A 26,820-nucleotide genomic window follows, 5' to 3' on the forward strand; every position below is an offset into this window, starting at 1 on the left:
ATAGCACGGCCCGACACGATGCTTGATGAGATGTCGCGCCCCTTGTATAGCGTTTTGCTATGAAGCTGAACGAGCGCCACTTGATGCAGCTCGCCGCGGTGCTGGATGCAGGCGGCGTGTCGGAAGGAGCCGCCATGCTGGGCCTGACCCAGCCCGCGGTCAGCCGATCGCTGGCCATGCTGGAGGCGCGGGTCGGCGAGCCGCTGTTCCTCAAGGGCCGCCGGCCGCTGCAGCCGACGCCGCTCGGTTTCCAGCTGGCGGCGCAAGGACGCACGATCATCACGGCGTCGCGCAAGGCGTCGGATGCGGTGCAGGGCTTCATGAAAGGCACCAAGGGTGTCGTCCGTGTCGGCGGCGTGCCTTTCTTCATGGACGCGATGATCAGCCGGATGATCGGCGAATTCCAGAAACTCGAACCCGAGGTCACCGTCCAGCAAAGCTATATGAACCTGCCCGAGATGGTCGCGGCGCTGGAGAGCAACCTGATCGACCTCGGGATCGTGCCGATCGGCGTGCTCGATCTTGGACCCGGCTTCGAATTCACCGAGATCCTGCCCGGACGCAATGTCGTGGCTTGCCGGCCTGACCATCCGCTGCTGCGCAATCGCCGCCTCAGGGCGCATGACCTGACCAGCTTTCCCTGGGTGGCGCCCCTGCCCGGCTCTCCGCTGATGTCGGACCTGCAGATGATCCTGATGAGCATCGGCATGTCTGACCTCAACGTGCGCTATTCTGGAGGCTCGCTGATGAGCGTGATCAACTTCCTCGCCGAAACCGATGCACTGGCCGTGCTGCCATTTTCCGTGGTCTTCGCGCAACGCAAGGAGAACCGGGTGACGGTGCTCCCCTACGAGATCCCGCAGCCCAGCCGCTCACTCGGCATCCTGCGCCGGGTTGGCGGACCGCGCTCTCCTGCGGCAGAGCGCTTCGCCGGCCACGTCACGACCGCTTTCGAGAATTTGAAACACATCATAAAGCGGCACGAGAATGCCGTCGTCTGGGGTCGCTAGCCAGCTCGAATCGGCACATGGATAGGCCCATATTTCATCATAAATCGGTGATTTAGTTGGTTTTTCGAGAGCCAAAATGAGAAAGCTTCCCGCATCGTTCGGTATAGTTACGCGACCCCTTTCGGACGACCAACGGATCGGCGACCGGCTGGCCGCCTTCGGGCTCGCGAACTCCACCCGATGGCGTATAATTCACAGGTCGCCGTATCGAATAGGCAATCACGGCGCTTGGAAGCTGGCAGTGCTTCCGCCTTTCTGCGCGGGAGCATGAAAATGTCACGCGACAAGGTGTCAGCGACCGACAGCGAAATCCTGCGCCGTGCCTTTCGTAGCGCGGTCATCCAAGGAAAAATTCCAGAAAGCCAATGGCGCGAATTCGCAGCGCAAATGGTCCGCGATTTCACCGGCCTTGAAACTGTCGATCCTCATTTTGTGGAGTGGGTCGCACGGAAGTCTGTGCATTCGGGCTCGGCACTTCCGAAATATCTCGATCACAAGCTGGAATGCCCGTACTGCTTGACCATCAGGCTGAGAATTCCGGAAGACGCCGGTCCGACCACGCCAATTTTTTGCGATGATTGCGGACGATATCTTGGCACCTGGGATGAGTTGCAAACCGACTTTGACAGACAAGGCGGCCAGAACGGGGTATTTCGGCTCGACAAGGGCCGCATCAAGCGAATTGATTAGGTGCTGTCTGCGGCATCCTAGTGTCGACCTTTCAGGAACCTGGCTTCGCGAAGCAGCGAATTCCAATCGGTCCCAATGAGCTCGATCAGTCGCTCGGCTTCTTCCTCGCTGATACCAGTCTCCCTGGCCAAGCGATCGGCCAACATTTTTCTTTGGGCTTTGGGTTCATCCCCATTATCGAATGTCGGCCACATGGGTTCCTCCAAACAAAAAGAACCGCTGAAGCTAGGTTTTGTTGCAGGGGTTTTTCTGGCCCTTCCGTGAAGTCCGGAAGCGATACGTGGCGCGCGCGTCCTCGTCCCCGCGCACACGCTTTGCACGGCCGATCTGCGCCGGCTTGACCCCATTGTGAGGCCGGCCGCACGAAATCTGCCCCTGCCGTTGGAACATTAGAGATCGATGACGGTTCTTTCGCTTTATATGCCGCTGTGTGCTGTCGGCTGAAGGTCGCTTGAGCAACCCGAGCGGCTCGCGCCCATGATCTCTTAGCCGCGAGCTCTCAGACGTCGAGCTGACGACCGTAGGTCGAAGACGACAGGCTGCGGACGCCGCTGAACGCTGAGAACAAAGCCAAGAACAGGAGCTAGTCATGAAACATCAGACACTTGAGGAACTGCAGTCGATCGCCGACATCAATCCGATGGCGCCGGCTCTGCCGATGACCAGGGAGCAGCGGATCGAACGGTGGGCGGAACTGCTCGAAATGAATCCGTCGCGCTGCCTGACCGCGCTCACCGGTACCGAGCATCTAAACTCCGGGCTCCGCGAAGAGGCACGGGCAACCGGGTCGCCGATCACGGTTGCCTTCGATGATTCGTTGCTGCGTCAATCGGGCCTGAAATCGGACACTTACGGCGAAGCCAGGCGCTTCTTCGAACTGTCCGACTGGCAGTTGCACGACATCGTCTGCAGTTGCCACGCCGGTGCCACGATGCGGGCCGACTGGGCGGCCGGCAGGGTGCGCAGGTTGCTCGGAGGCAGCAAGGTTCTTGCCTGGCTGAGAGGTATAATGGCGCACGGTTGAGTGCCAAACGTTAGGTCGGCGAAGACGTGCGCCGTCGCCTCAGCTGCAAATTGCCAGCTGGCGAGGCGGCGCTCGCTGGCTTGCGGGGTTTTGCGGCGCAGGTCCTGGAGTGGGGCCGGTGACCCGGCCTTGCTGCGTTCATGGAAACAGGTTCTGGTGGAGTGCAATGATGGTCAGGCTCCTTCTCCTCGCGGCTGCGGTGCTTGCCCTCACTTGCGGCGGGACAGCGGCGGCCAAGCTGGACCCCGCCACTGTCAATCAAGCGCAATTCTCAACCGAAAGATCAAAAGGCTTCAGCCCGGCCCTCCTGAAAGCGCAGATACTTTTGGATCGCGCCCGTTTCTCGCCAGGCTTGATCGAGGGCCGCTTGTCGGAGAACGCTGCAAAGGCCATCAGGGCCTTTCAGACTGCGAACGGATTGCCCACCGACGGGAAGCTCACGCCGGAGACCTGGGACAGGCTGACGGCAACCTCCACCAACCCGGTCGTGGTGAGCTACGAGCTGACGCGCAAGGATGTGAGCGGCCCGTTTACCAAGCGCATTCCGGCGCGCATGGAGAAGATGGCCCGCCTGCGGAGGCTCGGCTATCACAATGTCACGGAGAAGCTGGCCGAGCGCTTCCACATAAGCGAGCAATTGCTCAGGAGGCTCAATCCGGGCATCGGCTTCATGAAGGCCGGCACGAAGTTGCTGGTTCCGGATATCGACCGGGGGGATTCTCCCGCCACCATTGCCGGCATCGAGGTCGACAAGGGCGCACGCCTGGTGCGGGTTCTTGATCCTTCCGGCAAATGGCTCGCGGTCTTTCCCGCTTCCATCGGCAGCGCCGAGAAGCCGGCGCCGAGTGGCGAGGCGGAGGTCAAACGCGTCGTGCGCAATCCGACCTATCACTACGATCCGCACTTCGCTTTCAAGGGGGTCAAAGCCAAGCGGCCGTTCACGATTGCGCCCGGGCCGAACAATCCCGTGGGATCGGTCTGGATTGATCTGTCCATCGAGAGCTACGGTATTCACGGCACGCCCGAACCGGGCAGGATCGGCGCGACCTTCTCGCATGGCTGCATCAGGTTGACTAACTGGGATGCCGAGGACCTCGCCTCCATGGTGCAAAAAGGCACAAAAGTCGGCTTCAAGGACGAGATGGCGAACGCAGGCGGCGAGTAGAAGGCGAAATTCAGCTCGGCCTTCTCGCGTCGTCCTTTGGCCTGGCCACATCGCGGGCGAAGCTAGCGCCGCAAACGCAACGCCACTTCAGAAGTCGGAAGGCACTAAACGTCGGCGGGCAGCGCTCACCGGTGAATGAGCCGGCCGCATTTTTCAGAATAATGATCAATCATCGAGGCGCGTCGGAACCTTTGGTCCGCGATGGCACTTCATTTGCATGTCCCATAAGGTTGAACCCCCAATCCTGCCAGAGGACAGCCCCGATCGGGAGGTCAACTGTGAGGTTGCATTGGAGCCTGCGTTCGAGGAACTGGTCGCATCGTCACAAGCTCGCGGATGGACAGCCCAGGAGACGGCGGTAACTCTCCTGAAAATCGCAAGAGCGCATGCGGCCCGGCTTGAGGTCGTCACAGGCACTGACGGCTTTTGGAGGCAGAGCAGGTCGATCTCCTTGGATGCCGCAGCGGACGTCTTTCGCGAGGCAATGCGGCAGACTCTCAAGCGGTACTCACTTTGGTATTTGGTGGAGGGCGTGCTGCTAGTCGCAGCCGGAACTCTGGCAGTGACCTTACCGATGATCTCGTCGATTGCCGTGGTGAACTTGCTCGGGTGGGTGCTGATCGTCAGCGGAGGCCTCCAAGGCATAAGCCTGATCGGCGCGGGCCACGTGCCTCATTTCTGGCTGCAACTCATCTCCGTCATCCTTGCCGTGCTGATTGGTCTTCTCTTTCTGCGCCATCCTGGAAACGGACTGCTAACCATCACCTTGCTGCTGATCGTCTTCTTCATGATCGAGGGCATCGCGAAGGTAGTTTTCGCCCTCACCATCCGCCCCTTCCCCAACTGGGGCTGGGTCTTGGGGAGTGGGATGATAGGGATTCTTCTTTCCGTGACGCTGTGGGTCAGGATCCCCGTGACAGCCGTATGGCTGATCGGACTGCTGTTGGGGATAGAGCTGATTGGTGTTGGCGCGGCGATTGCTTACCTGGCCTGGCATGTGCGCAAGAGCTGAACGCTTACGGGCTTGAGTGCAACGCGGTTTCCCCGAGCAATCACATGCATAGGCGAGCGATCCGACGGCGTGTACGATTTCCAACCGATTAAACTGCAGCGCCGCCCCGATGGCCTCGAGCGCTCAATTGGGCCCTCGGTTGGAAGCCTACGTGACCAGCCTTGTCAAAATGGGGCGATACCAATCCCGGAGTGAGGTCTTGCGGGAGGGCGTCCGGTGGAGGAACGCGAAAAACGGCTGGCTGCGCCAGAGGCCGGGCTGGAGCGCGGAACGGCCCAAGTGCCCATTGGACATGCGGAACTGGCTGACGAGGTCGTCAGAAGAATCGAAGCAAAGCTATCCGACCAACGACGTTCAAAGGCATAGGATCATACCTGCTCGTGCCCATTCATCCGCGGCGGATCTGGACCTCTCTTTATCGCGGAGATCATCACCGTGGGCGGGAGAGCGGAACAGCCGCTCTTCACCCTTACATACCGTGGCTTGCGACAGGGCAGGACCGGGAGAAGGCCAGGCGACTTGTCGGTCCGCACTACGCAACCACTGCTTTCGCGCGATTTGAAGACCTCACGAGCGGACGCCGCTTTCGGAATGGTCCGAGCGGCATCTTGAAAGGCAACTGCGAAGCGCGTTTCTAGTGGGCAGCAATGGGCTGGTGGCTGCCGGTCCGCTTTGGCGGCGAGCCCTGAGATACAATGCGGGCCGGCACGGCCAAGCGGCATCAGGCCAGGAGCCGCCACATTCGCACACGACCTGTACCACGCAATTCCGTTTCCTCGAGGGGGTCGCAAGAAAAATTGGGTCCAAGCAGTTTGTGAGTTCCGTCGGAAATACGGATTTCATCGGGCTCCGCGGCCTTTTGAATGCGCGCGGCGAGATTAACGGTGTCGCCCCACAGGTCATAGACAAACCGCCTTTTGCCTATCACGCCCGCCACGATTGGTCCTGAGTGAATTCCAATCCTGAGACTTAGCGGTTCGCCTGCGAAGCGCTCGCGCCTGGCCGCCTCACGCAGCTCAAGTGCATAATACGCAAGGGCTTGCGCATGATCGGGTCGCGCGGTGGGTAGGCCAGCGACCGCCATGACACAATCGCCGATGGTCTTGATCTTTTCGCAACCATATTGTTCCGAGAGCAGATCCGCCGCCCTGAAGAAGTAATTCAGAATAGCGAGCGTCGTCGCGGCTCCGACGCTCCGCGCTCTTTCCGTAAAACCGACGATGTCGGCAAAAAGCACACTCACCTCCGCGTGGCTGTCTGCAATTTCCTCGTCCGCTTTCAGCCGCTCCGCGATCGACGCTGGAAGAATGTTGAGAAGCAGCGACTCGGCACGCCGGTATTCGCGCGACAAACCCTCCTGGCTCTCCCTCAATGCCTCGTTAGTCGATTGCAGCTTGGCATTGAGTTGACGCTCCCTCTCCTGCAGGAGGGTCATTTCATAAGCCTTCTGTTGAAGCCGCTGCTGATTGTCGCGTTCGGCAGTGGCGTCGAGAAAGAGCAGCCACACCGAGCCGCCGTCGCCAAAGAGATGAAGGTCCGCGACACGCCCGCCGGGCAGTTCCACCATGGGCATATGATATGGAAGCTCCGGGCAAGGCAGAAGCCCTTCCATGAACTCAAGCCGATCGGCAACAGGCTTGCCAATGCGAAGCGACGAGAGACCGTAATGTTCAACGTTGCCGCCCTTCGCGGCTATGCATTGCCGGGCGTCAATTTTCAGATATGCGGCAGAGCGCTCATTATAGAAGAAATCGTATATCCAGCTTCTGACTTCTTTCGGCAACCTGGGCATGGTCTACTTGGCGACCATTGAAGCAAGCTGACGAAACGCATCGTCAACATATTCGCCCGAAAGCGCGCTTGTCAGATAGATTTGCCATCCACGTTGCTTCAGTTCGTCGATCTCACCATCCGATATCGCCCACCGGTCGGCCAGGTCGGATTTGTTGAACAGCAATACGAACGGCATAGTGCCGAATTCGGCCTCGGCCCGCTCGCGCAGCGTGAGCGCCACGGCAAGAGTAGCGGGCCGGGTTCCATCGACGACAAGCACGAGCCCGGTCGCACCTCGCACATAGCTGACGCGGAATGAGCCGATATCGTCTTCGCCGGCCAAATCCCACAAAATCAGATCCACGGTTTTGTCCGGGAGTACGACACTCTTCTTGTCGATTTTCACTCCCACCGTGGTCAAGTAGGCTTCTGAAAAGATGCTTTGCACGAACCTGCGAACCAGACTGGTCTTTCCGACTGCGAACCCGCCCAACATGCAGATCTTTTTTTGCAGCATCTTGAGCTCCACTAGTCCAGGTTGACCGTAATCGAAACCCGGCGATTGGTGGAGCTCCCGGTTTGACTGTTTTCGGGCACCGCCGGCTCAAAGGTGCCCGCGCCCCGGACCTGCAGCAGTTCCGGAGCGACGCCGCGCTTGTTGAGAAGCGCACGAACTGTCTCGGCGCGGGCGGCGCTGATCGACGCGTTGGCTGTCTCACGGCCTGTGGTGTCCGAATGCCCGGTCAACATGAACCGCGCTGTTACGCCTGACTTGCGGGCATTTTGGGCGAATTCCTTTATTTGTTCCGCCAATCTGTCGAGAAGCGGCGTTTGCTCTGGTCCCGGCACAACTTTGCCGGAAGAGAAGAAAATATCGGTCGTCTGGATGGCCTCTCGCAAATCATTAAGTTCTGCAAGGTTCAGCTCATGCAGCTGCGAGACATCCAGAACCACTCCGTCCGCCGAAAGTTGTTCGGCGGCGGCCCGCGCCCGGTTGATCCAGTTGGCAGGAGCCTCACCCACGACAACGATGCGACCCTGGATGATCGAAAGCAGAACCGATTTCGGCGGGGTCAGCGAAGCCTCCAGCCGCTTCACCACGAACTTCGGATCAAGACTCTGATAGAATTGCCACTGTGAATGAACGCGGGCAGGATCAACCTCCGTTCCGTGCAGCAGAGCTTTCGGGTCGGCGGCAAGCGGGTCCCTCAGGCCGGAAATGTAGAAATCTCCGCCCCTTTCCGTTTGCTGGGCGACGATGATTCCCGGTTGGGCCTCAAGTCGCGACACATAATACTGCCAATGCTCCGCCGCGCGCGCTTCGGGGCTCACATCACGAACGTTGGAGATGTCGAATTCCGGTCCGCCTGCCGAAAGCTGTCGGGCCGCCGCGCGCGCCTTATCTATCCAGGTGTCGGGAGCCTCACCCTCGGCAACGATGCGATCCTTGACGATCGAAAGTCGCACTGTATCCGGCGGATAGAGCGACGCCGTCAGCCGCTTCAACACGAACTCCGGCTCAAGGCTCTGATAGAATTTCCACTGCGAATGAACGCGGGCGGGATCGACCTGCGTTCCCGACAACAGCGACTGCGGGTCGGCGCCTAGCGGGTCTCTCAGACCGGCAATATAGAATTGGCCGTCGCGTATCTTTTGCTCTGCAACGATGATGCCCGGCTGGGTCTCCAGTCGCGACACATAGGCCTGCCACCGCTCCGCCTCGCGTTCTTCGGAGCTTACATCGCGGACTCCAGAGATATCGAATACCGGCCCCCCTGCCGAAAGCTGCTGGGCGGCGGCCTGCGCCCGGTTGATCCAAGCGGCAGGCGCCTCACCCTCGGCGACAATGCGATCCTTGACGATCGATAGTCGTACTGTATCCGGCGGAGTCAGTGACGCCGTCAGCCGCTTCAACACGAACTCCGGCTCAAGGCTCTGATAGAATTTCCACTGCGAACGAACGCGGGCGGGATCGACCTGCGTTCCCGACAACAGCGACTGCGGGTCGGCGGCGAGCGGATCTCTCAGGCCGGCAACATAGAATTGGCCATCGCTAATCTTTTGTTCTGCAACGATGATGCCCGGCTGGGTCGCCAGTCGCGACACATAGGCCTGCCAGCGCTCCGCCTCGCGTTCTTCCGAGCTTACATCGCGGACTCCAGAGATATCGAATATCGGCCCGCCTGCCGAAAGCTGCTGGGCGGCGGCCTGCGCCCGGTCGATCCAGTTGGCAGGAGCCTCACCTTCGGCAACGATGCGATCCTTGACGATCGAAAGTCGTACTGTATCCGGCGGAGCCAGCGACGCCGTCAGCCGCTTCAACACGAACTCCGGCGCAAGGCTCTGATAGAATTGCCACTGTGCATGAACGCGAGCGGGATCGACCTGCGTTCCGGACAACAGAGACTGCGGGTCGGCGGCGAGCGGATCTCTCAGGCCGGCAATATAGAATTGGCCACCGCTAATCTTTTGTTCGGCGACGACGATGCCCGGCTGGGTCGCCAGTCGCGACACATAGGCCTGCCAGCGCTGCCCTGATTGCCAGGAAAGAAAGAACCAGCCGCCTGCCGCGATCAAAACCAGCAGGATTGCCGACACCACCAGCCACGGAAATCCCTGATTTGAATCCGCGTGCTGCAGTTCAACGCAGGTCTGCAACTGTGTCTCTACGCCGAGCAATTTCGAACTGTCGCCGTCGAACCGCTCCAAAGCCTGTGAGGATTCATCGTGGATGCGAAGCAATACATCGCGAATTACTTCGTGTAACTCCTCCGGCGGATTTCCCCGGATCACAGCAACCAGGGTCGCAAACGGTCCAACCTCCGACCAGAGGCGAAGCTCCCCGAAACGGATCGTGTCCAGTCCGCTCTGTTCTTTCTCGTTGAACGAGTCCTTCACAAAATCCTGGATTGCGCTCAGCATCGAGGAAATCAGCTGAGGGTCTTCGCTGGTGGCGTTTTCGGCAGTTACATGTGCGATCAGAAGCCCGGAACTGCGGCTGATGAGAAAGACATGTTCGACACGATAAACAAGAGTATGATTAAGAACGACTTCCGAGAAGCTTGTGCCCGTTCGCCAGGCTTCAAATCTCCACTTGAGCCCATGCCAGGTGAATATATGTCTTAAAGACTCATTCAGCGACTGAAAGGTCTGGTCGATTTTTTCGCCGATCGACTTGCGAATAGCCGGCAGAAACACCGGATATAATATATCGGTCAGCGTGTGCGGGTTGTTCTGGATGGACCGTTGCGCAGCCCTCTCGACAGCCGGAGCAAGGGCCTCGCCGAGTTGCGCATGAGAAGCACGTGCGGCTGCATCGGGAAGAACGCTCCCCACCGCAGCCGCAAGCTGCTCGGGTTCGTCCAGCAGGTGCGTAACTCGTGAAAGCTCTGAAATTTCGCGGCTGACCAGCAACTGGCGCAGCGTTTCCATGCGAGGATCGGCGGATGGAACTCCGTCGAAACGCGCACGGTAGTCCGGATCAACGTTCCGGGCAATTTCGATCAAAAGACGAGCCAGAGCCTCGCGATCAATCTCTGTATCGTTCGAGGCTGTTCTTTGCGGAAGGCTGATTGGGTCGACGGTCGACGTCAAGGTCCCATCAACTCGCTTTCCAACTACGATCCGCGTTGCCCTTGCTGCCGACGGGATCCTGATTCAGACATTTTGCAACCTCGACGAACAGGCCAGCCAAAAGATTTCGGTCGGTCTTGACGTTGCTGAGGTCGGCAAACATTTTCTCTATCAGCATCTGAACGCCTTCATTCTTCTGCTTGATTTCCTCACGCAGTAAATGATCGTTCCGATTTATCCGGTCCGCAACGTCGCGCTCAAGCGCGCTCAATTGATCCGACAACGCGCGCACCTGCTTTTCAAGTGCCTGGTTTTGCTCGCGAAGATTCCGATCAATCTCCTTGTCGGCATCGGCCCGTGAATCTTTTTCGTTCCGCAACTGCCCCGCAAGCGAATCGACCTGCTTCTTTGCATTTGACTCGTACATGTCGAGATTGCGCTTGGCCTCGGATTCGACATCCTTGAAGCGCTGCAAGACTCGTTCTTCAAGCTTGGAGAAGCGGCGGTCATAGTCCTGCATCTGGTTGCCGAACAGCAGATCACGTATCTTGTCGACACCTACAGCGTCGCCGGAGCCTCCGTTTTCGCGAGCCTGGACTCCCATGAAGTTGAGCCCGTTTCCTTCTGCGTTACCTATCAGATCCGCCTTCTTTTCTGAAGAAGCGGAATTCGAAGATTCCTTTGCCATGCTTTTGCCCTTCCATTTGAACACCTGCCACAGTGCGAAACCCCATACATTAGAAAATAAGCATGTCAGCAAAATACCCGGCTCGCAAGCCGGTATCGTCTTGACTTGAGCGGATTTGTGAGGCAGCCGAGCGCTGCATCGCCGACTCAGCAATGGAGGTGGGGCAATGCCATATTAAAAACCGGGCGGCGCGTCTGGTCGGGATCATAGGCGGCAAGCGCGCGGTCGTCAAAGCAGTGACGCCCCGCAAAATCTGACTGGTGTGGCGTTTCGACCAAGCGCATAATCGCCGCCAAGCCTGCGCAGCGTTGAGCTTGCGCCGCCAGGAGGCCGGCAATGAGCACAGCTCGCGGAGAGGTCGACCGTCAGCGCCGCCGGCTGCTCGGCGCGGCCGCTCTTGCAACTGCCGGCCAGTTCGGCATACCGGTCGTGTTCGGCGCGCAGGCGACCGGACAACCGGACGCGTCCTTCGGCCCGCTGAAGCAGGTCGATGCCGGCGTTCTCAAAGTCGAGTATGCCGAGGCGGGGCCGCCCGACGGCCCGCCCGTCGTGCTCTTGCATGGCTGGCCTTACGACATTCACAGCTTCGTCGACGTTGCACCGATGCTTGCATCGGCGGGGCATCGCGTGCTGGTACCCTACCTGCGCGGCTATGGGGGGACGCTCTTTCGTTCCACCGGGGCATTTCGCAACGGCGAGCCCGCGGCGCTCGCCGTCGATCTCACTGCCTTCATGGATAGTCTCAAGATCAAAACCGCGGTCCTGGCTGGCTTCGACTGGGGCGCCCGGACAGCCGACATCGTCGCCGCCCTCTGGCCCGAGCGCGTCAAGGCACTGGTTGCTGTCAGTGGCTACCTGATCGGCAGCCAAGAGGCCGGCAAGATGCCCCTGCCGCCGGAGGCCGAGTTCGAATGGTGGTACCAGTTCTACCTCGCGACGGAACGCGGCCGTCTTGGCTACGAGAGAAACCGGCGCGATTTCAACAAGCTCATCTGGCATCTCGCTTCGCCGAAATGGGCATTCGATGACGCCACCTACGCGCGCAGCGCGGCGGCCTTCGACAATCCTGATCACGTCGACATCGTGGTCCACAACTACCGCTGGCGGCTCGGTCTGGCCGAAGGCGAGGCCGAGTACGCCGAAATGGAGAAACAACTTGCGGCCGCACCGACCATCAGTGTCCCGACCATCACGCTGGAAAGCGACGCCAACGGCGCGCCGCATCCAGCGCCGAGTTCATATGCCAAGATGTTCACTGGCAAGTATGAGCATCGGCAGATCGGGGGAGGTGTCGGGCACAACCTCCCTCAGGAAGCGCCGAAGGCCTTCGTCCAGGCCGTTCTTGACGTCGCCGGCTCGTGAGACTGTCCGGCGAGCCATGACGGCGTGACCGTGATTTCGCCCCAAAGCTGCGGACGACAATAGTCCAGGACACTATGTCCTGAGCATGCGGGTCATTCGCACGGTGCAGTCTGGGCGGCAGCACATGACCGCCGCCCTTGGGGCGCTTCGAGATCAAAGATGCGACGGCCATCCGGCCGGTGCCGGCATCGGCATCATTCCGTCTTCGACCAGGATGTCCTTCCTCCTGGCGAACTGAACGAAAATGCCTCGCGCAGTCTCGGCGTCGATCTCACCAGCCAATGCAGCTTTGCAGGCGCGGATCGCAGCCTTCTGTTCCGGACTATTCCCACACCAGTCCATGACGAACTGGTAGGCATCCACCACGGAGTTCAACTGCCGAGGGAAGCCCAGTCCGACCCATACGCGGACGGGCTTTTCGAAAGGTTGGGAAAGCATCGTTTTCCTCCTCTCTTAGCGATCAGGTGGCCACTCCGCCGGTGTGACCGGCCTTCGCGCCGACCATCCAGGGCACCGTTGTAGAGACATCCTCGATAATTTTTGCGGAACGGGCGAACCCCGCGAATGCGTCGCGCGCAATCGTCGACGGAATGTGTCCGTCGAAGGCTCGCTGGCAGGCTCGCTTCGCAGTTTCATAGATCACGCCGCGCCGGTTTCGAGGCCATTCGTCCAGAAAGTCGAATGCGTCCTCAAGACATGATATCTCTTGAACGAGACCTTCTGCGACTCTCACGAATACCGGGCTGTCGAATGTCCTATCGCTCATCTTAACCTCCAATTCTTTGAACGATTTCAGACGGTTGAGGAACGGCCGCACCAAATTGGGAGCGACCACGAAAACATATGTGGAAGCCGATTTTCGTCGTCAAGACCCGTCGGGAAGCATTTTCAGCACTGCCTGTGGCACCCCCAAATCGCGATCACAGCTTCTACGCACCGCCGATCTTTCGTGGTGACAAACTATGCAGCTATGCGGCAAAGGCGGCTTTTCACTTGGGCGATATCGCCATTGGTTTTCGTCGCCTCTGCCCTCAGGGCAAAGTACTTAAGTGACAGGCCCGCTTGCAGATCGGTGGGGCATCCCCGAATGCCTCTTCCGCCAGACCAGGGAGTCGGGCTGTGTCAAGTTCATGGGAAAGACCGGGACATCATTGAAATAGGTGCCAATTTTAACCGCGAAGAGCCGGCAACTCGGCTCGCCTGCTCTCTTGAATTGGAAGTGGACGCCGCCAATATTTTTCTCCGTGCCGAAGGCGCAGGCCCGTCGGGACCTGACGTTCGGCCGCAATGGAGGTCAGAAGGGAGGTTGCTATGGAAAGTGGAACGTTCAAGCAGCCGATTTTCGTGAGGGACGACGGCTTCGTTCTTCGAAAGATCGAGTGTGTTATGGATGCCATAGAGTTCCTGGAGGAATGGCCCGTCGAACGACGTGGCCTTCTGCACGCAGCAGCGTGCGAAACGTGCTACTCCGCATATGATGGCCGGAAGTCTGTCGAGGCGGCGCACAAGACCTTTACGACTTGGGCACGCAGGGTCAGGGTCATCGAGGATGTCCCCTTGGCGCCATCATGGATGACAGGGCCAAAGATCGGCACTGAAGACCGCATTCTGGACGCTGGCGGCTGAATTCGCGGCGACGTGTTCACGCTGCCGCGGCGTCTACCGAAAGATTTCATCGAGGATCAGCCGCGAGCCCTGACCTTTGATCGCACCAACCACTGCCTTTGCGCTCGAACGCTCCTGCGCGACGTTTGGAGTCTGGGGTGTGATCGAGCCAATAGCCGATCACACCCCGAGTTTACGTTATCAACAAGGAGCCAACGCCGATCTCACCGACCCGTTTCCTGGTCATCGCCTACGGGGTTTCCGACGCCGCAGACACATGCTGCGCCGCCAGGAACATCAACGTCGAGGCGACCGTCCTCCGGTTCCAGCCCGCGGACTCGGCCTTTTCCAGCAAGCCTGTCAGCATCGGCTTCAGGGCGGCGCGGCATTCGGTTTCGTAGGCGAGGAATTCGCTTGCGGCATGCGTGGGCGAAGGAATCCAGCCATCTCCGCTCATCGTCTCCATAGGGCCTCTCATCGTTCGTGGTGAAATGCCCGCTCCCGTTGCCGGGAGCGGGCTCCCGCCGGCGTCTCAGAAGTCCATGCCGGCGCCGGTCGGCATGGACGGGGCGGCTTCTTTCTTCGGCTTTTCGGCCACCATCGCCTCGGTGGTGACAAGCAGTCCTGCGACCGAAGCCGCATCCTGCAGCGCGGTGCGCACCACCTTGGCGGGATCGATGACGCCCTGGCTGTAGAGATCGCCATACTCGCCGGTCTGGGCATTCCAGCCAAAGGCGAAGTCGGTCTTCTCGCGCAGTTTTCCGACGATGATCGAGCCTTCCGCTCCGGCATTCTCGGCAATCTGGCGCGCCGGAGCCTCGATCGCGCGCCGGACGATGTCGACGCCGTATCTCTGGTCGGGATTGTCGACAGCAACAGCGTCGAGGGCCTTGGCCGCCCTGAGCAAGGCAACACCGCCGCCCGGCAGTATGCCTTCCTCGACCGCCGCGCGCGTCGCGTGCAGCGCATCGTCGACGCGGTCCTTCTTCTCCTTGACCTCGACTTCCGTGGCGCCGCCGACGCGGATCACCGCGACGCCGCCGGCGAGCTTGGCCAGCCGCTCCTGCAGCTTCTCGCGGTCATAGTCGGAGGTGGTCTCCTCGATCTGCGCCTTGATCTGCGTAACGCGGCCCTGGATCTCCTCTTTCTTGCCGGCGCCGTCGACGATGGTGGTGTTCTCCTTTTCGATCGCGACCTTCTTGGCGCGGCCGAGCATCTCCAGCGTGACGTGCTCCAGCTTGATACCGAGATCCTCGCTGATGGCCGTGCCGCCGGTGAGGATGGCGATGTCCTCCAGCATGGCCTTGCGGCGGTCGCCGAAGCCCGGAGCCTTGACGGCGGCGACCTTCAGCCCGCCGCGCAGCTTGTTGACCACCAGCGTCGCCAGAGCCTCGCCCTCGACATCCTCGGCGATGATCAGCAGCGGCTTGCCGGACTGGACCACGGCCTCGAGCACGGGAAGCAGCGCTTGGAGGTTGCCGAGCTTCTTCTCATGGATCAGCACATAGGGCTCGTCGAGCTCGACGCGCATCTTGTCCTGGTTGGTGATGAAGTAGGGCGAGAGGTAGCCGCGGTCGAACTGCATGCCTTCGACGACTTCCAGTTCGGTCTCGGCGGTCTTGGCTTCCTCGACGGTGATGACGCCTTCGTTGCCGACCTTTTCCATGGCTTCCGCCAGGAAGCGGCCGATCTCGGCATCGCCATTGGCCGAGATGGTGCCGACCTGTGCGATCTCGTCGTTTCTGGTGATCTTGCGGGCGTTGACCTTGAGTTCGGCGACGATCGCATCCACCGCTCTGTCGATGCCGCGTTTGAGATCCATCGGATTCATGCCCGAGGCGACCGCCTTGGCGCCCTCGCGAACGATCGCCTGGGCAAGCACGGTGGCCGTCGTGGTGCCGTCGCCCGCGAGGTCGTTGGTCTTCGAAGCGACCTCGCGGACCATTTGGGCGCCCATGTTCTCGAACTTGTCCTCGAGCTCAATCTCCTTGGCGACGGTGACGCCGTCCTTGGTGATGCGCGGGGCGCCGAACGACTTGTCGATGACGACGTTGCGGCCCTTCGGGCCGAGCGTCACCTTCACAGCGTCGGCGAGGATGTTGACGCCGCGCAGCATGCGCTCGCGGGCGTCGGAATGGAATTTGACTTCCTTGGCAGCCATTAGATCACTCCTTGTCTAGGCAGCTTTCATTGACTGGGTTGGGGTTCGGTCGAGGCTCCGGTCAGGCGGCTTTCTTCAGCGTCGCGGCCTGCTCGATCACGCCCATCACATCGCTTTCCTTCATGATGAGCAGATCCTCGCCGTTCAGCTTGATCTCGGTGCCGGACCACTTGCCGAAAAGCACGCGGTCTCCGACTCTTACGTCGAGAGCCGCAAGCTTGCCGCTCTCATCGCGCGCACCAGGCCCGACGGCGATGACCTCGCCTTCCTGTGGCTTCTCCTTGGCGGTGTCGGGAATGATGATGCCGCCGGCCGTTTTTTCATCGGCCTCGATGCGGCGGACCAGGATACGGTCATGCAATGGACGGAACGTCATATCGTTCTCCTTCTGGACAAACAGATTTTTTGAGGTTCCTCCGCACCGAACCGGCAATATCGGACCGGTGCGGGGTGCCGCGACCCCTCGCGGGCATCGAGCGCACATCGACTTAGTTTTGCGACTTTTCGGTTTCAAGAGGTTCGGCAGAATTTTTCGGCACTCCCGCAAGTCGAGTGCTAGCGCCATGAAAACATACGGTTAATTGGATTGAAGCCGCGCATTCCCGCTTGAATTTTCCTGACGAACGAACGAAATTATCCGAGCCTCGCCGCTGGCGATGGCGTGAATCTGAAGCCTGCACAAAGGAGCTTTTTGGAAAGACGGAGGACCACGATGGACCGACACGACCCCAAGCCGATCATCCCTTCTCTTGTTCCCGAAACATCCGACCTCGCGCTCGACCGTTTGTTGTCGCCGGCGAGCCATTTCACGCATCCAGACGACGTCCTGAAGGACGGTACGCTCGACATTCAGGAGAAGCGGGCGATCCTCTCGTCCTGGGCCTCGGACGCCTGCGCGGTGGAATCCGTTCCGGCGCTGCGCCGGCCGCCGGGAGCCGAGCAGCCGGTCTCCTTCGATCAGATCATGGATGCTCTTTGCAGGTTGGACGACGCAAACCGCCCGATCCCGACTGAGAGCGGCCATAGGCACACGCCTGATCACGTGGACGCCTAATGTCGCAAGCCAAGGAGAGCCATATGGCCACTGCGGTTAGCAGGGAATTCCGCCTGCAGATGAAAGGCTACGGCCTGACCACTGCCGAAATCCACTACCATCTTCCCGACCACCCGAGCCTGCTTCAGCTCTACGTCTGGCAGGAATACGACCTGGCGCCGCACTTTCCAGAGTTGAAAGGCTTTCTCGGCTACTGGGAGCGCGAATTGGAGGGCGCGCTCCACTCTGTGCGCGTCGCCCACCACCGCCTCATCAAACCCTCGGAATGGAGCATCGTCGACGGCCTTATAGCCATCCACTGAAGGCGGTCTCGGGCTGCCGGGCGACACTGGCCGGACCTCGATCGGGCAGGTCGGCCAGTTCCGAACCCGCGTCCCGGGCCACGGCTGTGCTTGTCCAATCAGAAGAACGTTCCAAGACGGCCTCTTGACGCGGCGAAAGAGAATTCCCAGATCGATTTCGCCGGCGCCCTAACGGGCCGGCAGGTCAGGGAGCGCCGCATCCTTGGCGCCCCTCGTACCATGTTGCTCAAGGCAAGGAGGATATGGCTATGAGAACCGCTTTCGACTTTTCCCCCCTCTATCGGTCGAGCATCGGCTTCGACCGCGTCTTCGATCTGCTTGAGAATGCGAGCCGCACGCCAAGCGTCGACAATTGGCCGCCTTACGACATCGCCAGGACCGGCGAGGATGCCTATCGCATCACCATGGCGGTGGCGGGATTCGCCCAGGATGAACTCAGCATTATCCACGAGCCCAACATGCTTGTCGTCTGCGGCGAGAGGGTTGGGGACGAAAATGCGCAGTATCTACACCGCGGCATCGCGGGGCGACCGTTCGAGCGCCGGTTCGAACTGGCCGACCATGTGAAGGTCACCGCGGCCAGCCTTGTCAACGGCATGTTGACTGTCGATCTCCAGCGCGAACTTCCCGAGGAGATGAAGCCGCGCCGGATAGAGATCGGCTCAGCTGAAAGCGGGCCCCGGATCCAGACCAAGGCCAACAGGGCTACGGTCGAGAAGCAGGTTGCCTAACTTTCGGAACGGGAGCTTGCCCGCCGAGCGCCCAATATCGGCCGGCGAGATTGCCTGGGACGAACAAGAAGAATTGTCGAAAGGAGAACCACGATGAGTGTACGTGATCTTATCCCTTGGGGGCGCGAAGAGAGTCGTCGCGTCCCAAGCCTGTTCCGCGACGGCGGGCGCGACCCGTTCCTGTCGCTGCACCGCGAAGTTAACCGGCTGTTCGACGACGTTTTCCGCGATTTCGATGGGCGCCTGCCGTCCTTCAGCAGGGCGGCTTCGTTGGGTGGAACATGGCCGAGCGTCGAGATTTCCGACAACGAGAAGCAGATCGAGGTTACGGCCGAAGTTCCCGGCCTGGACGAAAAGGACATCGAGGTCCTGCTTGAGGATGGTGTATTGACGCTGCGGGGCGAAAAGCGTTCAGAATCCGAGGACAAGGACCGGCAGTTCTCGGAGCGCTACTACGGCCGCTTCGAGCGTTGGATTCCTCTGGGGTATGACGTTGAGAAGGACAACGTCGATGCTCGCTTCAGAAACGGCATCCTGACCGTGGTTCTTCCCAAGACTGCGAAAGCGCAGTCGCAGGCCAGACGCACAGAAATCAAGAACTGACCAGCAACCCGCCCGGGGGACGGCCGACACGCTCCCCGGGCGGCTGCTTTTCGTTACTTGCCAATGTTTCGATATGAATATGCCCCTGCAACGCCGGCGATCCTGGACAGGGTGGCGAGGATCAAGGCGGTCGCCGATCGTCACGGCGTGAGCATGAAGGCAGCAGGCCTGCAATTTGCCCTTGCCAATCCGGCGGTAGCGGCGGTCATCCCGGGCGCGAGCAAACCGGGACGGATCGCCGAGGATCGCGCGGCCTTCGATGAACCGATTCCAGAAGATTTCTGGCTGGAGAAACGCAAAGCCGGCCTCGTCAATCCGGCCGCGCCGCTTCCTGGCCCTGACTGAGGCAAGGCGTCCAGGGTATGGATCGAGTCGTGCGTCTGGTACGTGCAAGCCGATCCTTGGCGAACCTGTTGGCGAACCACCCTATAAACCATTGACAAACAACGATAATGGTGTGCCCGGAGGGACATCGTTTTCTACTGGAAATCAATACGTTAGCGGATGGTTCGCCAACCCATTTCCATCGTATTCTCTCGTATGGTCCGGCGAACCTAAGGACTAGGAGGAGGGCTAATTTCAATCCAATTGGTGTCAGCCCTCACCTCCCAAGAAAGCGGCACTGATTGCTTTGTTGACCTGGTATGAACGCGACTGGTTTGGGGCCAACAACAGTCCGACAGCTTCGGTCTCCTAATCTTAAAGAGCAGACATCAGGTTGGGTGGAGGCATGGTCGTAACATGACCACCCCCGGTGGGCGGCAACGAATCCGGTCGAGTGCGACAGGCTGGACTTGACGTCGCAGCCATACGATCTTCGGTGCGGGGTCACTTTCGACGCGACAGCTCGTGGCGGGACACAAATGCTCGATGCTATCCTTACCTTCGTCGCCACGTTGTTAGTCGCGGTATTCGCGATGATAATGTTGCTGGCCGGCGTCGAGACATGGAACGGCGCGATGATCGAGCCGCTTCTCCTGCGCCGAACGCTCCTGCTTCTCATCCCGATAGTAGGGATCGGCCTGGCGTTTCTTCAGGCTCGCCGCAGACTGCGCAAAGCTCGAGCGAAACGCAAGGTGGCGGATTCCCGCGAGAATGCCCGCGCGGCCGGACAGGCTCGCCCTGCCGCGGACCTCGCTCGCCGGCGCGCCAAGGCTGCCGGCGGCGACGTCGCCGCAAAGATGGCGGCGGAGTCCCAGGCGCAGGCCAAACGCTCCGACGATGCCCACAGGGCGAAGATCCGCGCGCATGTCGAGCGCAAGGCACCGCCCACCAGCGATGCCGACCGCGCGGCGATCGCCCTCGCCTCGCGGGCCTGCCTTGCCATCCGCCACGTCTTCCCGCCGCGCCACCCGCAGCGCTCGATGAGCTTTTTCGGCGGCGTGCCGCTGGCGCCCGACGATCTGGACTGGCCGATGATCCACAACCGCAAGGGGCTGCTCGAGCCGCTCACCTTCATGGGCCAAGTCGACCTCGGCGCGCTGCCCGACGGGCCGGCTCGCTCGCTGCTTCCCGCGCACGGCTATCTTTATTTCTTCGCGCCGATGTCGGGCAATTTCGACGGCGATGCGAGCCACTTCGTCGTCCGCTACATCGAAGGCAAGGCCCGCAAGGACTGGGGTCCTCAGCACAATCCCGGATTTCTGGAGCCGATCGACGGCGCCGAGAATGCCCGCTACCGCTATCCCTGGCTGACCTGGCACGACAAGCCGGAGAAGGTCTATCCACGCTTCTATCCGCGCATCGAGATCGAGCTCGGCTGGTTGGAGGACGTCGCCGAGGTGGAGGAAGACGATCCGGATGCCGGCGACGGCTTCCCTTGGGAGGTCGCCAAGCAGCGCCGCCGCCAGCAGCTCGTCGCGTTTCACGGCGCGCCGGTCTCCTGGAACGACGCGCTCTCCGCGCACGACAAGCCCACGGACCGGCTCTGGATCCCGTTCGAGGGTTTTCCGACCAACCGTCGGACGGCGGAGGTCCTGCTGGGTTACCTGAAGTCATACATCAAGGAGGAGATCATCGGGATCAAGGCTCGGCTCGACACCCTGCCGGCGAGGTTCGAGGACCCGGAGGGGTCGCGGCTCTCCGCCCTGCTCGAACGCTACGCGCAATTCGAAAAGGACCGCTGGCGGATTTTTCAGCTGGCAACGACCGGAGAGGCCCAGCGTGGCAAGGCGCTCGACGAGAACCAGCGGACCGACCTCCTTGCGCTACTCGAGGAATTGCGCGCCGGCGCGCTGCCGGAAGGTGTGCTCGAGCGCCACTATATACACAAGCGCCTGCCTATGGTGCTGAACGACTGGATCGCGAGGGCGGCGGTCGAAGGCGCCGAAAGCGCGCTCGCCGATCCGGACGGGATCGCGCAGGTGCCCGACGCTGTCGTCGAGGCGCTCCGCTACCAGCACAGCGTGCTGCGCGATCCAGACTTCAGCAAGAACGGCTCATACGCACAGCACCAGATGCTGGGCCGCGGCGTCGCCATCCAGGACGTGGCCGAGTTGATGGCGCCCGAGCACATCCTTCTGCTCCAGCTTCGCTGGGACAATGCGCTCGGCTGGCACATGGGCGACGCCGGCGCGGCGCAATACTGGATCCGTCCGGCCGACCTAGCGGCGCGGCGCTTCGAGAACACCGTGCTCACCTTCGAGAGCCACTGAAGCGAGGGTGTCTCCCGCGGGCGCTGGTCGGCCCGCTGGACAGCCGGCGATAACGGGCGGGGTTAGATGGCATTCAGCGTAGAATGGGTCAGCGAGGGCCTGCGCTTCAGTTCACCGAAGGAAGAGCCAGGTGGATCGTCACCGACCGGTGGATTCATCGACGCAGCCGCCCTTATCGGCGATCCGGCTCAAGCCAATCGCGCGTGGGCGCTCACCGGTTCACGCACCAATGGGGGCGAGCAGCGAACGCTGGTGCTGTTCGATCTTTCGCGGCAGCACATCATCGCAAAGCACGAGTTCCCAAGACTCGGGCGAGGCATGCCGCTTTCGACGCGGGACGGGCGATGGCTGTACGTGCCTGCGAACGGCAGCGAAGGAGAGCCGTACAAGCCGGGCTGGCGCTGCTGGCCCGAATTGTCGATCATCGAGACCGAGACAGGCCGGTTCGAGAATCAATTCCGCTTCGACCTGAACTTCCGTTTCTACGGCCAGCAGCTGGCAGAGACCGCTGATGGCCGGTTGTGCATTCCGGCTTTGACGGGTAGCGAGCCCGGCCGCGCAAGCACCGCCCTGATAACGATCGACCCCAAGACTGGTATGGCGGATGTCGCGGAGCCCACGACTTCGGATGAGGGCCCGCCTCCTGCCGCCGTCTCGGCACAGGCGAGTCGTCGGGGGGCCCGTCTGGCCGGAACTGCGGAGCAAGCGCGGTCGCCGGCAGCTTCAGCGCCTTCGCGCCTGCTTCGGTGACAAGCGAGATCGCAGCCGCTGCCATTACCGCCGTGCCGAGCGCACTGATCTTCCCTAAGACCTTCGACATGTATCTAAAGATGTGTCGGCGTACGCTCACCGCAACCGCCGGCGCTGCTCCTGTTCGGGATCGGCGCGTTTCAAAGCTGGCTAGGGCTGGGCCTTTTGCGTAATTGCCCCTAACAGCCTATTCGGCACTCTGCCGCCGCAATAGCCAGGCAGTTCGCAGAGGCGTGAACTCATCCTATGTGGAGTTTCCAATGACAGTCGGTGCTCACGCCCTTGCGCGTTCATTCGGCCTTGCTCGGTTCTCATCCAAGTTTCGCAGTCCGGAGATCATGGCGGCGCGTCAACCGGAACTTAGGCAACCCGATGCCTTTGAGCCGGGCCGGGTCTTCGGCTACCTCTCGGCCGTCAGTTTTGTACTGATATTCATGCCAACGGCGGTCCAGGCTCACATAGTTCAGTCTGGGACAGGAGGGTTCGGCAGCGGATTCGAACATCCCTTGACCGGCCCCGATCATTTTCTAGCGATGTTTGCCGTCGGCTTGTGGGGTGCTCAGATCGGCGGACGATCAATATGGACGCTGCCGGTTGCCTTTCCGCTGATCATGGTTGCAGGCGGTGTTGCTGGCATTGTGAGAGTTCCGCTGCCCGGGGTGGAAATCGGCATCGCGCTTTCCATCATCGCCTTGGGGCTGGCCATTGCGTGCGCCTGGCGGCCGGCAGAATGGATGGCCTTGCTGTTGATTGCGGTGTTTGCGATCTGTCATGGATATGCCCATGGCGCGGAGCTTCCGAACGCAGCCGACCCGGCCGACTACGCAATCGGGTTTGTCATCGCCACCGGCTTGATCCATCTTCTTGGCATTGGCGTCGGGCTTGTTCTGGGCAAGCCGTTCGGCGGGCGACTATCGCAAGCGCTGGGCGGGCTGATCGCGGTTGGAGGCGTCTATTTCCTTGTCGCTTGAGAAAGGCACTGAGCGAACGACCCCCGGGGCTCTGCGCTGGTCCGGCCCCCTGCTGGCGTTCCTCGGGGTTGCCGCGATCTGCGCTCTCGTATTGGAGACGCGATCTGAACGGTCGGTGACGACATGGTGGATCCTCAACAGTGGCCTTTCCGCGGAACGGGTCATGCCGCTTGCCGGACTGGGTATGGCGATTGCTCTGGCACGCGGACGCCACGCCGTTGTTGCACTGGCAACATTTCTCCTGGGCGTCGTGCTCGGGATGCTCTTTCGGGATCGGTATCTCGCCCTCATGGCGGACGTCCCTGGCGTGACGACGCATCTTTTCCTGACCGGGCCGGTTTCGGCGCTTGCGGCCGGCCTGCTGTTGATCCTGCCTGCCCGCGCAAGACTATGGATTCTTCCCGTTGCCGCCATGCTGATCGGCGCGATGCTCGGTGTTGCCACGACACTGACCGACCCCACCTTGCATGATCCTGCAATTTCGATCATCGCCACGCTTATCGCCTTGTGGATCATGGCCGCCATTGGCCTCAGCGGGCGCGCTTTCTGGCATGGCTGGTTTCCGATTGCCGCGCGAATCCTTGGCAGTTGGCTGATTGCGATTGGCCTTCTTCTTGGGGGCGCGGCAGTTGCCGCCAAGCCTCCGGTGCTTGCGCCACTGCCCTCGCTGCCACCGTTGACCGAAGGCGGAGCAAAACGCTTTGAAACACCGTTTCCGGGAGTCAATCGGCAAGGCGAGCGTTCACGGAACGCTGCACGGCCCTCCCTTCCCTGAGGAATCCTGAGTTCATTTTTCAAGAAGCCTCAGTCTGCTTGGCTAGACAATTCGGGCACAGACCGCTGAGTTCGAGGTTTGCCGCTCCGATCTGGAAATTTTGCCGTCTCGCCCACTCGGCCAACCTGAGATCGACGACATCGTCGCAAAACTCCGTGACCCGTCCGCATCGCTCGCAGACTGCCAGGATCGCTGTTCCCCGGCGATGGGCATGCGGGCCAGCGCACAGCACGAAAGCATTCAGGCTCTCTACCTTGTGGACCGCGCCATTCTGAACCAGCTTTTCGACGGCTCGGTAAACCTGCACCGGCGAGCGGATGCCATGTGGCCTGACGTCATCGAGGATGTCGTACGCGCTCACCGGCTTGCCGGCCCGGGAAATGGCCTCCAGTACCAGCTTCTGGTTCCTGGTGAGTTCAGGGAGTGCCATTGGCCAGCGAGCGTTGCGCCATGCCGCTTATCAGATAGGCCGCGGCACCCAATGCCGTAATCCAGAAGCTTGTCGGCCAGTCGGTCAGGAAGGCGAACGACAGGCTGACCCAGGCAATGAAGACGGCAAGCGCGATCGAGACCGTGATGCCGGCGAGCACGCCACGCGTCAGCCGCAGCGCGGTTGCCGCGGGGGCCACCATCAGCGCGAAGACGAGCAGCACGCCGACGATCTGCACCGCTTCCGCCGTGGCGACGGCGACGAGGATCATGAACAGGGTCGAGACGAGGTTGAGCGGCACCCCCCTTGCTTCGGCGAGTTCCGGCTGCAGGCTGGCGAAGAGCAGCGGCCGGGCGATCGTCACCAAGGCGGCAAGGATGGCGACCGCCAATATGGCAAGCACGACTACGGTGCGAAGGCTGATGCCAAGCACATTGCCGAACAGCACATTCGTCGCCTGCGAGGCGAAGGCGGTGTAGAAATGCAAAAACAGCAGACCGAGGCCAAGCGACAGCGTCAGAACGATACCGATGGCAACGTCGCGATGCGCGCGCTCGCCGAGCAGGCCGATGCCGATGCCGGCGATGACGGTGAACACGGTCAGGCCGAAGAACGGCGACAAGCCGATCAGGCCGGCGCCGGTGGCGCCGGGGAACCCGACATGGGCGAGCGCGTGGCCGGCGAAGGTCTGACCCCTGAGGACGAGGAAGTAGCCGACCGCGCCGGCGACGATACCGACGATTGTGCAGGCATAGAACGCATTGCGCATGAATTCATAGTCAAAGATCGTGGACATGCGCCCCGCTTTCCAGTTCGACATCATCGGCCATGACGAAGATGCGCCCGGCGACCCGCACGACATTGATCTGCGTGCCATAGAGTCTCGACAGCACCGGCCCGTTGATGACCTCGTCGACACCGCCGATCGCGGCCTTGCCGTTGCCGAGATAAAGCACGCGGTCGACGGCGCGCAGCAGCGGGTTGATCTCATGCGAGCAGAACAGCACGGCGATGCCGAGCCGTTTCCCGACCTCATGCACCAGATCGATGATGGTGCGCTGATGCGCTGCATCGAGGCTGATCAGCGGTTCGTCGAGCAGCAGGAGTCGCGGGTCTCCTATCAGCGCCTGGGCGATCAGGATGCGCTGGCGCTCGCCACCGGAAAGTTCGGCCAGCGGACGCCGAGCAAGGTCGGCTGCGCCGACCTCCTCGAGCGCCTTCCAGGCGGCTTCCTTCTCGGCAGCGGAAGCCACGGGCCAGCCCCAGCGATGCCCGCCCGCCGCGGTGAGCACCAAGTCCAGGCCGCTGATCCCCATATGGGTCAGCGCGCGTCGCGCTTGCGGCATGTACCCGATCGAGGAATTGCCGCGCGTCGCCGGCCGGCCAAGCACCGAGATGGCGCCGCCAGCCGGCCTGATGAGGCCGAGGATCGCGCGCAGCATCGTTGTCTTGCCGGCGCCGTTTGCGCCGAGAAGGCCGACAAATGCGCCTTGCGGAATCGAAAAGGAGACGTCGGAAAGAACCCGGCGTCCCCCGTAGGTCAGCGTGACCCGGTCGAATGCGACGGCGCTCATTGCGTGCGGGCTGCAAGCGCCTTCTGGACAGCATCGATCTGGCCGCCGAACCACGACTGGATCGTCTTGCCGGCAGGCTCGGTCTCGGTAACGCCAATGACGGTAACCTTGTTTTGCTTGGCGATGTCGAGAAGCCGGGTCGTCGCCTCGTCGGTCACCTGCGAATTGTAGAACAGGATCTTGGCTGAACCATCCTTCAAGCTTTTCTCGAACGCCGCCACCTGGGTGGGACTTGGCTCGGCATCGTTCATCAATGCCACCTGAAAGTCGTAGTTCAGCATCTTGAGGCCGAGGGCTTCCGCCATATAGCCGAACACCGGCTCGGTGGCGGTCACCTCGGTGCCGGCGTAGGCTTTCTTGACGTCGGCGATCTCCTTGTCGATCGCATCCAGCGACGACTGGAATTTCTTCAGATTGGCCTCGTAATGCGCGGCATTGGCGGGATCGCGCTTCGACAGATCGGTGGTGAGTTCCTTGGCGACGGCCGGAAGCGTGGCTGGATCGTACCACAGATGCGGATTGTCGCCCGACTTCCTGCCGATCAGATCGGCGGCGACGATGGTCGTGCGGTCCGACTTGGCCGAGGCCGAGAGCAGCTTGTCCATCCAAGGATCGTAGTCCGCGCCGTTGTAGATGATGATCTTGGCGTCCGCGATGGTGCGCGCCGTGGACGGGCTGGTCTCGAAGAGATGCGGATCGTCGTCGGGATTGGACAGGATACTGGTCACCGCCACATGGCTGCCGCCGATCTGACGAGCGAGGTCGCCATAGAAATTCTCGGCCGCCACGATGTTGAGCTTGTCTTCAGCCCGGGCAGTGGTGCCGGTCAGCAGCGGCGCCGCGACCAGCAGCGCGGCCAGAAAGGGAACGGAACGCATCTTTTGACCTCCTTGGACCATGATTCAGGGGAACT

Annotated in this window: 30 protein-coding genes and 2 pseudogenes; 18 read left to right on the forward strand and 14 right to left on the reverse strand. The window is 61.1% G+C overall.

All coding sequences use genetic code 11. The features are described from left to right. Positions 1-59 precede the first annotated feature (59 nt). Both ACWGS8_RS11880 and ACWGS8_RS11885 read left to right on the forward strand, forming a co-directional pair. Positions 60-1,010 carry a LysR family transcriptional regulator gene (locus ACWGS8_RS11880; protein ID WP_454581099.1) on the forward strand — a complete coding sequence of 317 codons (951 nt, stop codon included), beginning with the start codon at positions 60-62 and terminating at the stop codon, positions 1,008-1,010. Between the two features lie 273 nt (positions 1,011-1,283). Further along, positions 1,284-1,700: a hypothetical protein gene (locus ACWGS8_RS11885; protein ID WP_454581100.1), complete on the forward strand. Its 417-nt coding sequence runs from the start codon at positions 1,284-1,286 to the stop codon at positions 1,698-1,700. Between the two features lie 17 nt (positions 1,701-1,717). On the opposite strand, the gene ACWGS8_RS11890 is transcribed toward ACWGS8_RS11885, so the two are convergent. Next, positions 1,718-1,894 carry a hypothetical protein gene (locus ACWGS8_RS11890; RefSeq protein WP_454581101.1) on the reverse strand — a complete coding sequence of 59 codons (177 nt, stop codon included), beginning with the start codon at positions 1,892-1,894 and terminating at the stop codon, positions 1,718-1,720. A gap of 395 nt (positions 1,895-2,289) precedes the next feature. Here ACWGS8_RS11890 and ACWGS8_RS11895 point away from each other — a divergent pair, with 395 nt between their 5' ends. From ACWGS8_RS11895 to ACWGS8_RS11910, 4 genes and pseudogenes are all read left to right on the forward strand, one after another. After that, positions 2,290-2,724, forward strand: coding sequence for a hypothetical protein (locus tag ACWGS8_RS11895; RefSeq protein ID WP_454581102.1), 435 nt, complete (start codon positions 2,290-2,292; stop codon positions 2,722-2,724). Between the two features lie 169 nt (positions 2,725-2,893). Next, positions 2,894-3,889 (forward strand): L,D-transpeptidase family protein, encoded by a 996-nt coding sequence (locus tag ACWGS8_RS11900; protein WP_454581278.1) that lies wholly within the window; start codon positions 2,894-2,896, stop codon positions 3,887-3,889. A gap of 451 nt (positions 3,890-4,340) precedes the next feature. Next, positions 4,341-4,901 (forward strand): HdeD family acid-resistance protein, encoded by a 561-nt coding sequence (locus ACWGS8_RS11905; protein ID WP_454581103.1) that lies wholly within the window; start codon positions 4,341-4,343, stop codon positions 4,899-4,901. A gap of 109 nt (positions 4,902-5,010) precedes the next feature. Further along, positions 5,011-5,267: pseudogene (locus ACWGS8_RS11910) on the forward strand (type II toxin-antitoxin system ParD family antitoxin). Positions 5,268-5,622: 355 nt separating this feature from the next. On the opposite strand, the gene ACWGS8_RS11915 reads toward ACWGS8_RS11910, so the two are convergent. Genes ACWGS8_RS11915 through ACWGS8_RS11930 form a run of 4 tightly spaced genes read right to left on the reverse strand, consistent with a single transcriptional unit; the run spans position 5,623 to position 10,935 of the window. Beyond that, complete coding sequence (locus tag ACWGS8_RS11915) at positions 5,623-6,693, reverse strand: adenylate/guanylate cyclase domain-containing protein (RefSeq protein ID WP_454581104.1); 1,071 nt, start codon at positions 6,691-6,693, stop codon at positions 5,623-5,625. A 3-nt stretch (positions 6,694-6,696) separates the two neighbouring features. Next, positions 6,697-7,191: a Rab family GTPase gene (locus ACWGS8_RS11920; RefSeq protein WP_454581105.1), complete on the reverse strand. Its 495-nt coding sequence runs from the start codon at positions 7,189-7,191 to the stop codon at positions 6,697-6,699. Positions 7,192-7,202: 11 nt separating this feature from the next. Then, positions 7,203-10,268 carry an OmpA family protein gene (locus ACWGS8_RS11925; protein ID WP_454581106.1) on the reverse strand — a complete coding sequence of 1,022 codons (3,066 nt, stop codon included), beginning with the start codon at positions 10,266-10,268 and terminating at the stop codon, positions 7,203-7,205. 7 nt (positions 10,269-10,275) lie between these two features. Further along, positions 10,276-10,935, reverse strand: coding sequence for a hypothetical protein (locus ACWGS8_RS11930; protein WP_454581107.1), 660 nt, complete (start codon positions 10,933-10,935; stop codon positions 10,276-10,278). A gap of 336 nt (positions 10,936-11,271) precedes the next feature. Here ACWGS8_RS11930 and ACWGS8_RS11935 point away from each other — a divergent pair, with 336 nt between their 5' ends. Continuing rightward, positions 11,272-12,297, forward strand: coding sequence for an alpha/beta fold hydrolase (locus ACWGS8_RS11935; protein ID WP_454581108.1), 1,026 nt, complete (start codon positions 11,272-11,274; stop codon positions 12,295-12,297). 153 nt (positions 12,298-12,450) lie between these two features. Here ACWGS8_RS11935 and ACWGS8_RS11940 read toward each other — a convergent pair whose 3' ends face one another. Both ACWGS8_RS11940 and ACWGS8_RS11945 read right to left on the reverse strand, forming a co-directional pair. Continuing rightward, complete coding sequence (locus tag ACWGS8_RS11940) at positions 12,451-12,735, reverse strand: DUF982 domain-containing protein (protein ID WP_454581109.1); 285 nt, start codon at positions 12,733-12,735, stop codon at positions 12,451-12,453. A gap of 22 nt (positions 12,736-12,757) precedes the next feature. Next, positions 12,758-13,063: a DUF982 domain-containing protein gene (locus ACWGS8_RS11945; protein WP_454581110.1), complete on the reverse strand. Its 306-nt coding sequence runs from the start codon at positions 13,061-13,063 to the stop codon at positions 12,758-12,760. A 77-nt stretch (positions 13,064-13,140) separates the two neighbouring features. Here ACWGS8_RS11945 and ACWGS8_RS11950 point away from each other — a divergent pair, with 77 nt between their 5' ends. Then, positions 13,141-13,350, forward strand: a complete 210-nt coding sequence (locus tag ACWGS8_RS11950) for a hypothetical protein (RefSeq protein ID WP_454581111.1) — start codon at positions 13,141-13,143, stop codon at positions 13,348-13,350. Positions 13,351-13,608: 258 nt separating this feature from the next. Further along, entirely contained in the window at positions 13,609-13,923 is a 315-nt protein-coding gene (locus ACWGS8_RS11955) for a DUF982 domain-containing protein (RefSeq protein WP_454581112.1), read from the forward strand. A 229-nt stretch (positions 13,924-14,152) separates the two neighbouring features. Here ACWGS8_RS11955 and ACWGS8_RS11960 read toward each other — a convergent pair whose 3' ends face one another. The 3 genes from ACWGS8_RS11960 to ACWGS8_RS11970 all read right to left on the reverse strand — a co-directional run bounded on the left by ACWGS8_RS11960 (position 14,153) and on the right by ACWGS8_RS11970 (position 16,439). Then, positions 14,153-14,368 carry a hypothetical protein gene (locus tag ACWGS8_RS11960; protein WP_454581113.1) on the reverse strand — a complete coding sequence of 72 codons (216 nt, stop codon included), beginning with the start codon at positions 14,366-14,368 and terminating at the stop codon, positions 14,153-14,155. Between the two features lie 66 nt (positions 14,369-14,434). Continuing rightward, complete coding sequence (gene groL, locus ACWGS8_RS11965) at positions 14,435-16,063, reverse strand: chaperonin GroEL (protein ID WP_454581114.1); 1,629 nt, start codon at positions 16,061-16,063, stop codon at positions 14,435-14,437. Between the two features lie 61 nt (positions 16,064-16,124). Beyond that, on the reverse strand, positions 16,125-16,439 hold the full coding sequence (locus ACWGS8_RS11970) for a co-chaperone GroES (RefSeq protein WP_454581115.1): 315 nt from the start codon (positions 16,437-16,439) through the stop codon (positions 16,125-16,127). A gap of 336 nt (positions 16,440-16,775) precedes the next feature. On the opposite strand from ACWGS8_RS11970, the gene ACWGS8_RS11975 reads away from it, so the two are divergent. The 9 genes and pseudogenes from ACWGS8_RS11975 (at position 16,776) to ACWGS8_RS12015 (ending at position 23,903) form a co-directional block, all read left to right on the forward strand. Beyond that, positions 16,776-17,117 carry a hypothetical protein gene (locus ACWGS8_RS11975; protein WP_454581116.1) on the forward strand — a complete coding sequence of 114 codons (342 nt, stop codon included), beginning with the start codon at positions 16,776-16,778 and terminating at the stop codon, positions 17,115-17,117. 23 nt (positions 17,118-17,140) lie between these two features. Beyond that, positions 17,141-17,419 (forward strand): usg protein, encoded by a 279-nt coding sequence (locus ACWGS8_RS11980; RefSeq protein WP_454581117.1) that lies wholly within the window; start codon positions 17,141-17,143, stop codon positions 17,417-17,419. Between the two features lie 248 nt (positions 17,420-17,667). Beyond that, complete coding sequence (locus ACWGS8_RS11985; RefSeq protein WP_454581118.1) at positions 17,668-18,150, forward strand: Hsp20 family protein; 483 nt, start codon at positions 17,668-17,670, stop codon at positions 18,148-18,150. A gap of 93 nt (positions 18,151-18,243) precedes the next feature. Continuing rightward, a complete protein-coding gene (locus ACWGS8_RS11990; protein WP_454581119.1) occupies positions 18,244-18,753 on the forward strand; it encodes an Hsp20/alpha crystallin family protein in 510 nt (169 codons plus the stop codon). A 72-nt stretch (positions 18,754-18,825) separates the two neighbouring features. Beyond that, positions 18,826-19,098: pseudogene (locus tag ACWGS8_RS11995) on the forward strand (aldo/keto reductase); the annotation flags it as partial. 578 nt (positions 19,099-19,676) lie between these two features. Continuing rightward, positions 19,677-21,407 (forward strand): DUF1963 domain-containing protein, encoded by a 1,731-nt coding sequence (locus tag ACWGS8_RS12000; RefSeq protein ID WP_454581120.1) that lies wholly within the window; start codon positions 19,677-19,679, stop codon positions 21,405-21,407. A gap of 66 nt (positions 21,408-21,473) precedes the next feature. Further along, positions 21,474-22,157: a hypothetical protein gene (locus tag ACWGS8_RS12005; RefSeq protein ID WP_454581121.1), complete on the forward strand. Its 684-nt coding sequence runs from the start codon at positions 21,474-21,476 to the stop codon at positions 22,155-22,157. 260 nt (positions 22,158-22,417) lie between these two features. Then, positions 22,418-23,128, forward strand: coding sequence for a HupE/UreJ family protein (locus ACWGS8_RS12010; RefSeq protein ID WP_454581122.1), 711 nt, complete (start codon positions 22,418-22,420; stop codon positions 23,126-23,128). Then, positions 23,118-23,903, forward strand: a complete 786-nt coding sequence (locus tag ACWGS8_RS12015) for a hypothetical protein (RefSeq protein WP_454581123.1) — start codon at positions 23,118-23,120, stop codon at positions 23,901-23,903. Before ACWGS8_RS12010 ends, ACWGS8_RS12015 begins: the two co-directional genes overlap by 11 nt. A gap of 19 nt (positions 23,904-23,922) precedes the next feature. On the opposite strand, the gene ACWGS8_RS12020 is transcribed toward ACWGS8_RS12015, so the two are convergent. The 4 genes from ACWGS8_RS12020 to ACWGS8_RS12035 are packed head-to-tail and all read right to left on the reverse strand — an operon-like array spanning position 23,923 to position 26,785. Beyond that, complete coding sequence (locus ACWGS8_RS12020; RefSeq protein ID WP_454581124.1) at positions 23,923-24,333, reverse strand: Fur family transcriptional regulator; 411 nt, start codon at positions 24,331-24,333, stop codon at positions 23,923-23,925. Next, positions 24,320-25,129, reverse strand: a complete 810-nt coding sequence (locus tag ACWGS8_RS12025) for a metal ABC transporter permease (protein WP_454581125.1) — start codon at positions 25,127-25,129, stop codon at positions 24,320-24,322. Before ACWGS8_RS12025 ends, ACWGS8_RS12020 begins: the two co-directional genes overlap by 14 nt. Next, positions 25,113-25,907: a metal ABC transporter ATP-binding protein gene (locus ACWGS8_RS12030; RefSeq protein ID WP_454581126.1), complete on the reverse strand. Its 795-nt coding sequence runs from the start codon at positions 25,905-25,907 to the stop codon at positions 25,113-25,115. Before ACWGS8_RS12030 ends, ACWGS8_RS12025 begins: the two co-directional genes overlap by 17 nt. Continuing rightward, entirely contained in the window at positions 25,904-26,785 is an 882-nt protein-coding gene (locus ACWGS8_RS12035) for a metal ABC transporter solute-binding protein, Zn/Mn family (protein WP_454581127.1), read from the reverse strand. Before ACWGS8_RS12035 ends, ACWGS8_RS12030 begins: the two co-directional genes overlap by 4 nt. Between the last annotated feature and the right edge of the window lie 35 nt (positions 26,786-26,820).

This window comes from Mesorhizobium sp. 43Arga, assembly GCF_053714255.1.

Excerpts from the sequence above, each read along its gene's own strand:
- ACWGS8_RS11880 (WP_454581099.1), top strand. The coding sequence starts at position 60 with ATGAAGCTGAACGAGCGCCACTTGATGCAGCTCGCCGCGGTGCTGGAT.
- ACWGS8_RS12000 (WP_454581120.1), top strand. The coding sequence starts at position 19,677 with ATGTTGCTGGCCGGCGTCGAGACATGGAACGGCGCGATGATCGAGCCG.
- ACWGS8_RS11970 (WP_454581115.1), bottom strand. The coding sequence starts at position 16,439 with ATGACGTTCCGTCCATTGCATGACCGTATCCTGGTCCGCCGCATCGAG.
- ACWGS8_RS11915 (WP_454581104.1), bottom strand. The coding sequence starts at position 6,693 with ATGCCCAGGTTGCCGAAAGAAGTCAGAAGCTGGATATACGATTTCTTC.
- ACWGS8_RS11885 (WP_454581100.1), top strand. The coding sequence starts at position 1,284 with ATGTCACGCGACAAGGTGTCAGCGACCGACAGCGAAATCCTGCGCCGT.
- ACWGS8_RS12005 (WP_454581121.1), top strand. The coding sequence starts at position 21,474 with ATGGCATTCAGCGTAGAATGGGTCAGCGAGGGCCTGCGCTTCAGTTCA.
- ACWGS8_RS12035 (WP_454581127.1), bottom strand. The coding sequence starts at position 26,785 with ATGCGTTCCGTTCCCTTTCTGGCCGCGCTGCTGGTCGCGGCGCCGCTG.
- ACWGS8_RS11945 (WP_454581110.1), bottom strand. The coding sequence starts at position 13,063 with ATGAGCGATAGGACATTCGACAGCCCGGTATTCGTGAGAGTCGCAGAA.
- ACWGS8_RS11890 (WP_454581101.1), bottom strand. The coding sequence starts at position 1,894 with ATGTGGCCGACATTCGATAATGGGGATGAACCCAAAGCCCAAAGAAAA.
- ACWGS8_RS11990 (WP_454581119.1), top strand. The coding sequence starts at position 18,244 with ATGAGTGTACGTGATCTTATCCCTTGGGGGCGCGAAGAGAGTCGTCGC.
- ACWGS8_RS11895 (WP_454581102.1), top strand. The coding sequence starts at position 2,290 with ATGAAACATCAGACACTTGAGGAACTGCAGTCGATCGCCGACATCAAT.
- ACWGS8_RS11900 (WP_454581278.1), top strand. The coding sequence starts at position 2,894 with ATGGTCAGGCTCCTTCTCCTCGCGGCTGCGGTGCTTGCCCTCACTTGC.
- ACWGS8_RS12030 (WP_454581126.1), bottom strand. The coding sequence starts at position 25,907 with ATGAGCGCCGTCGCATTCGACCGGGTCACGCTGACCTACGGGGGACGC.
- ACWGS8_RS11955 (WP_454581112.1), top strand. The coding sequence starts at position 13,609 with ATGGAAAGTGGAACGTTCAAGCAGCCGATTTTCGTGAGGGACGACGGC.
- ACWGS8_RS11940 (WP_454581109.1), bottom strand. The coding sequence starts at position 12,735 with ATGCTTTCCCAACCTTTCGAAAAGCCCGTCCGCGTATGGGTCGGACTG.
- ACWGS8_RS11960 (WP_454581113.1), bottom strand. The coding sequence starts at position 14,368 with ATGGAGACGATGAGCGGAGATGGCTGGATTCCTTCGCCCACGCATGCC.
- ACWGS8_RS11920 (WP_454581105.1), bottom strand. The coding sequence starts at position 7,191 with ATGCTGCAAAAAAAGATCTGCATGTTGGGCGGGTTCGCAGTCGGAAAG.
- ACWGS8_RS11980 (WP_454581117.1), top strand. The coding sequence starts at position 17,141 with ATGGCCACTGCGGTTAGCAGGGAATTCCGCCTGCAGATGAAAGGCTAC.
- ACWGS8_RS12010 (WP_454581122.1), top strand. The coding sequence starts at position 22,418 with ATGACAGTCGGTGCTCACGCCCTTGCGCGTTCATTCGGCCTTGCTCGG.
- ACWGS8_RS12020 (WP_454581124.1), bottom strand. The coding sequence starts at position 24,333 with ATGGCACTCCCTGAACTCACCAGGAACCAGAAGCTGGTACTGGAGGCC.
- ACWGS8_RS12025 (WP_454581125.1), bottom strand. The coding sequence starts at position 25,129 with ATGTCCACGATCTTTGACTATGAATTCATGCGCAATGCGTTCTATGCC.
- ACWGS8_RS11935 (WP_454581108.1), top strand. The coding sequence starts at position 11,272 with ATGAGCACAGCTCGCGGAGAGGTCGACCGTCAGCGCCGCCGGCTGCTC.
- ACWGS8_RS11975 (WP_454581116.1), top strand. The coding sequence starts at position 16,776 with ATGGACCGACACGACCCCAAGCCGATCATCCCTTCTCTTGTTCCCGAA.
- ACWGS8_RS11985 (WP_454581118.1), top strand. The coding sequence starts at position 17,668 with ATGAGAACCGCTTTCGACTTTTCCCCCCTCTATCGGTCGAGCATCGGC.
- ACWGS8_RS11930 (WP_454581107.1), bottom strand. The coding sequence starts at position 10,935 with ATGGCAAAGGAATCTTCGAATTCCGCTTCTTCAGAAAAGAAGGCGGAT.
- groL (WP_454581114.1), bottom strand. The coding sequence starts at position 16,063 with ATGGCTGCCAAGGAAGTCAAATTCCATTCCGACGCCCGCGAGCGCATG.
- ACWGS8_RS11950 (WP_454581111.1), top strand. The coding sequence starts at position 13,141 with ATGTGGAAGCCGATTTTCGTCGTCAAGACCCGTCGGGAAGCATTTTCA.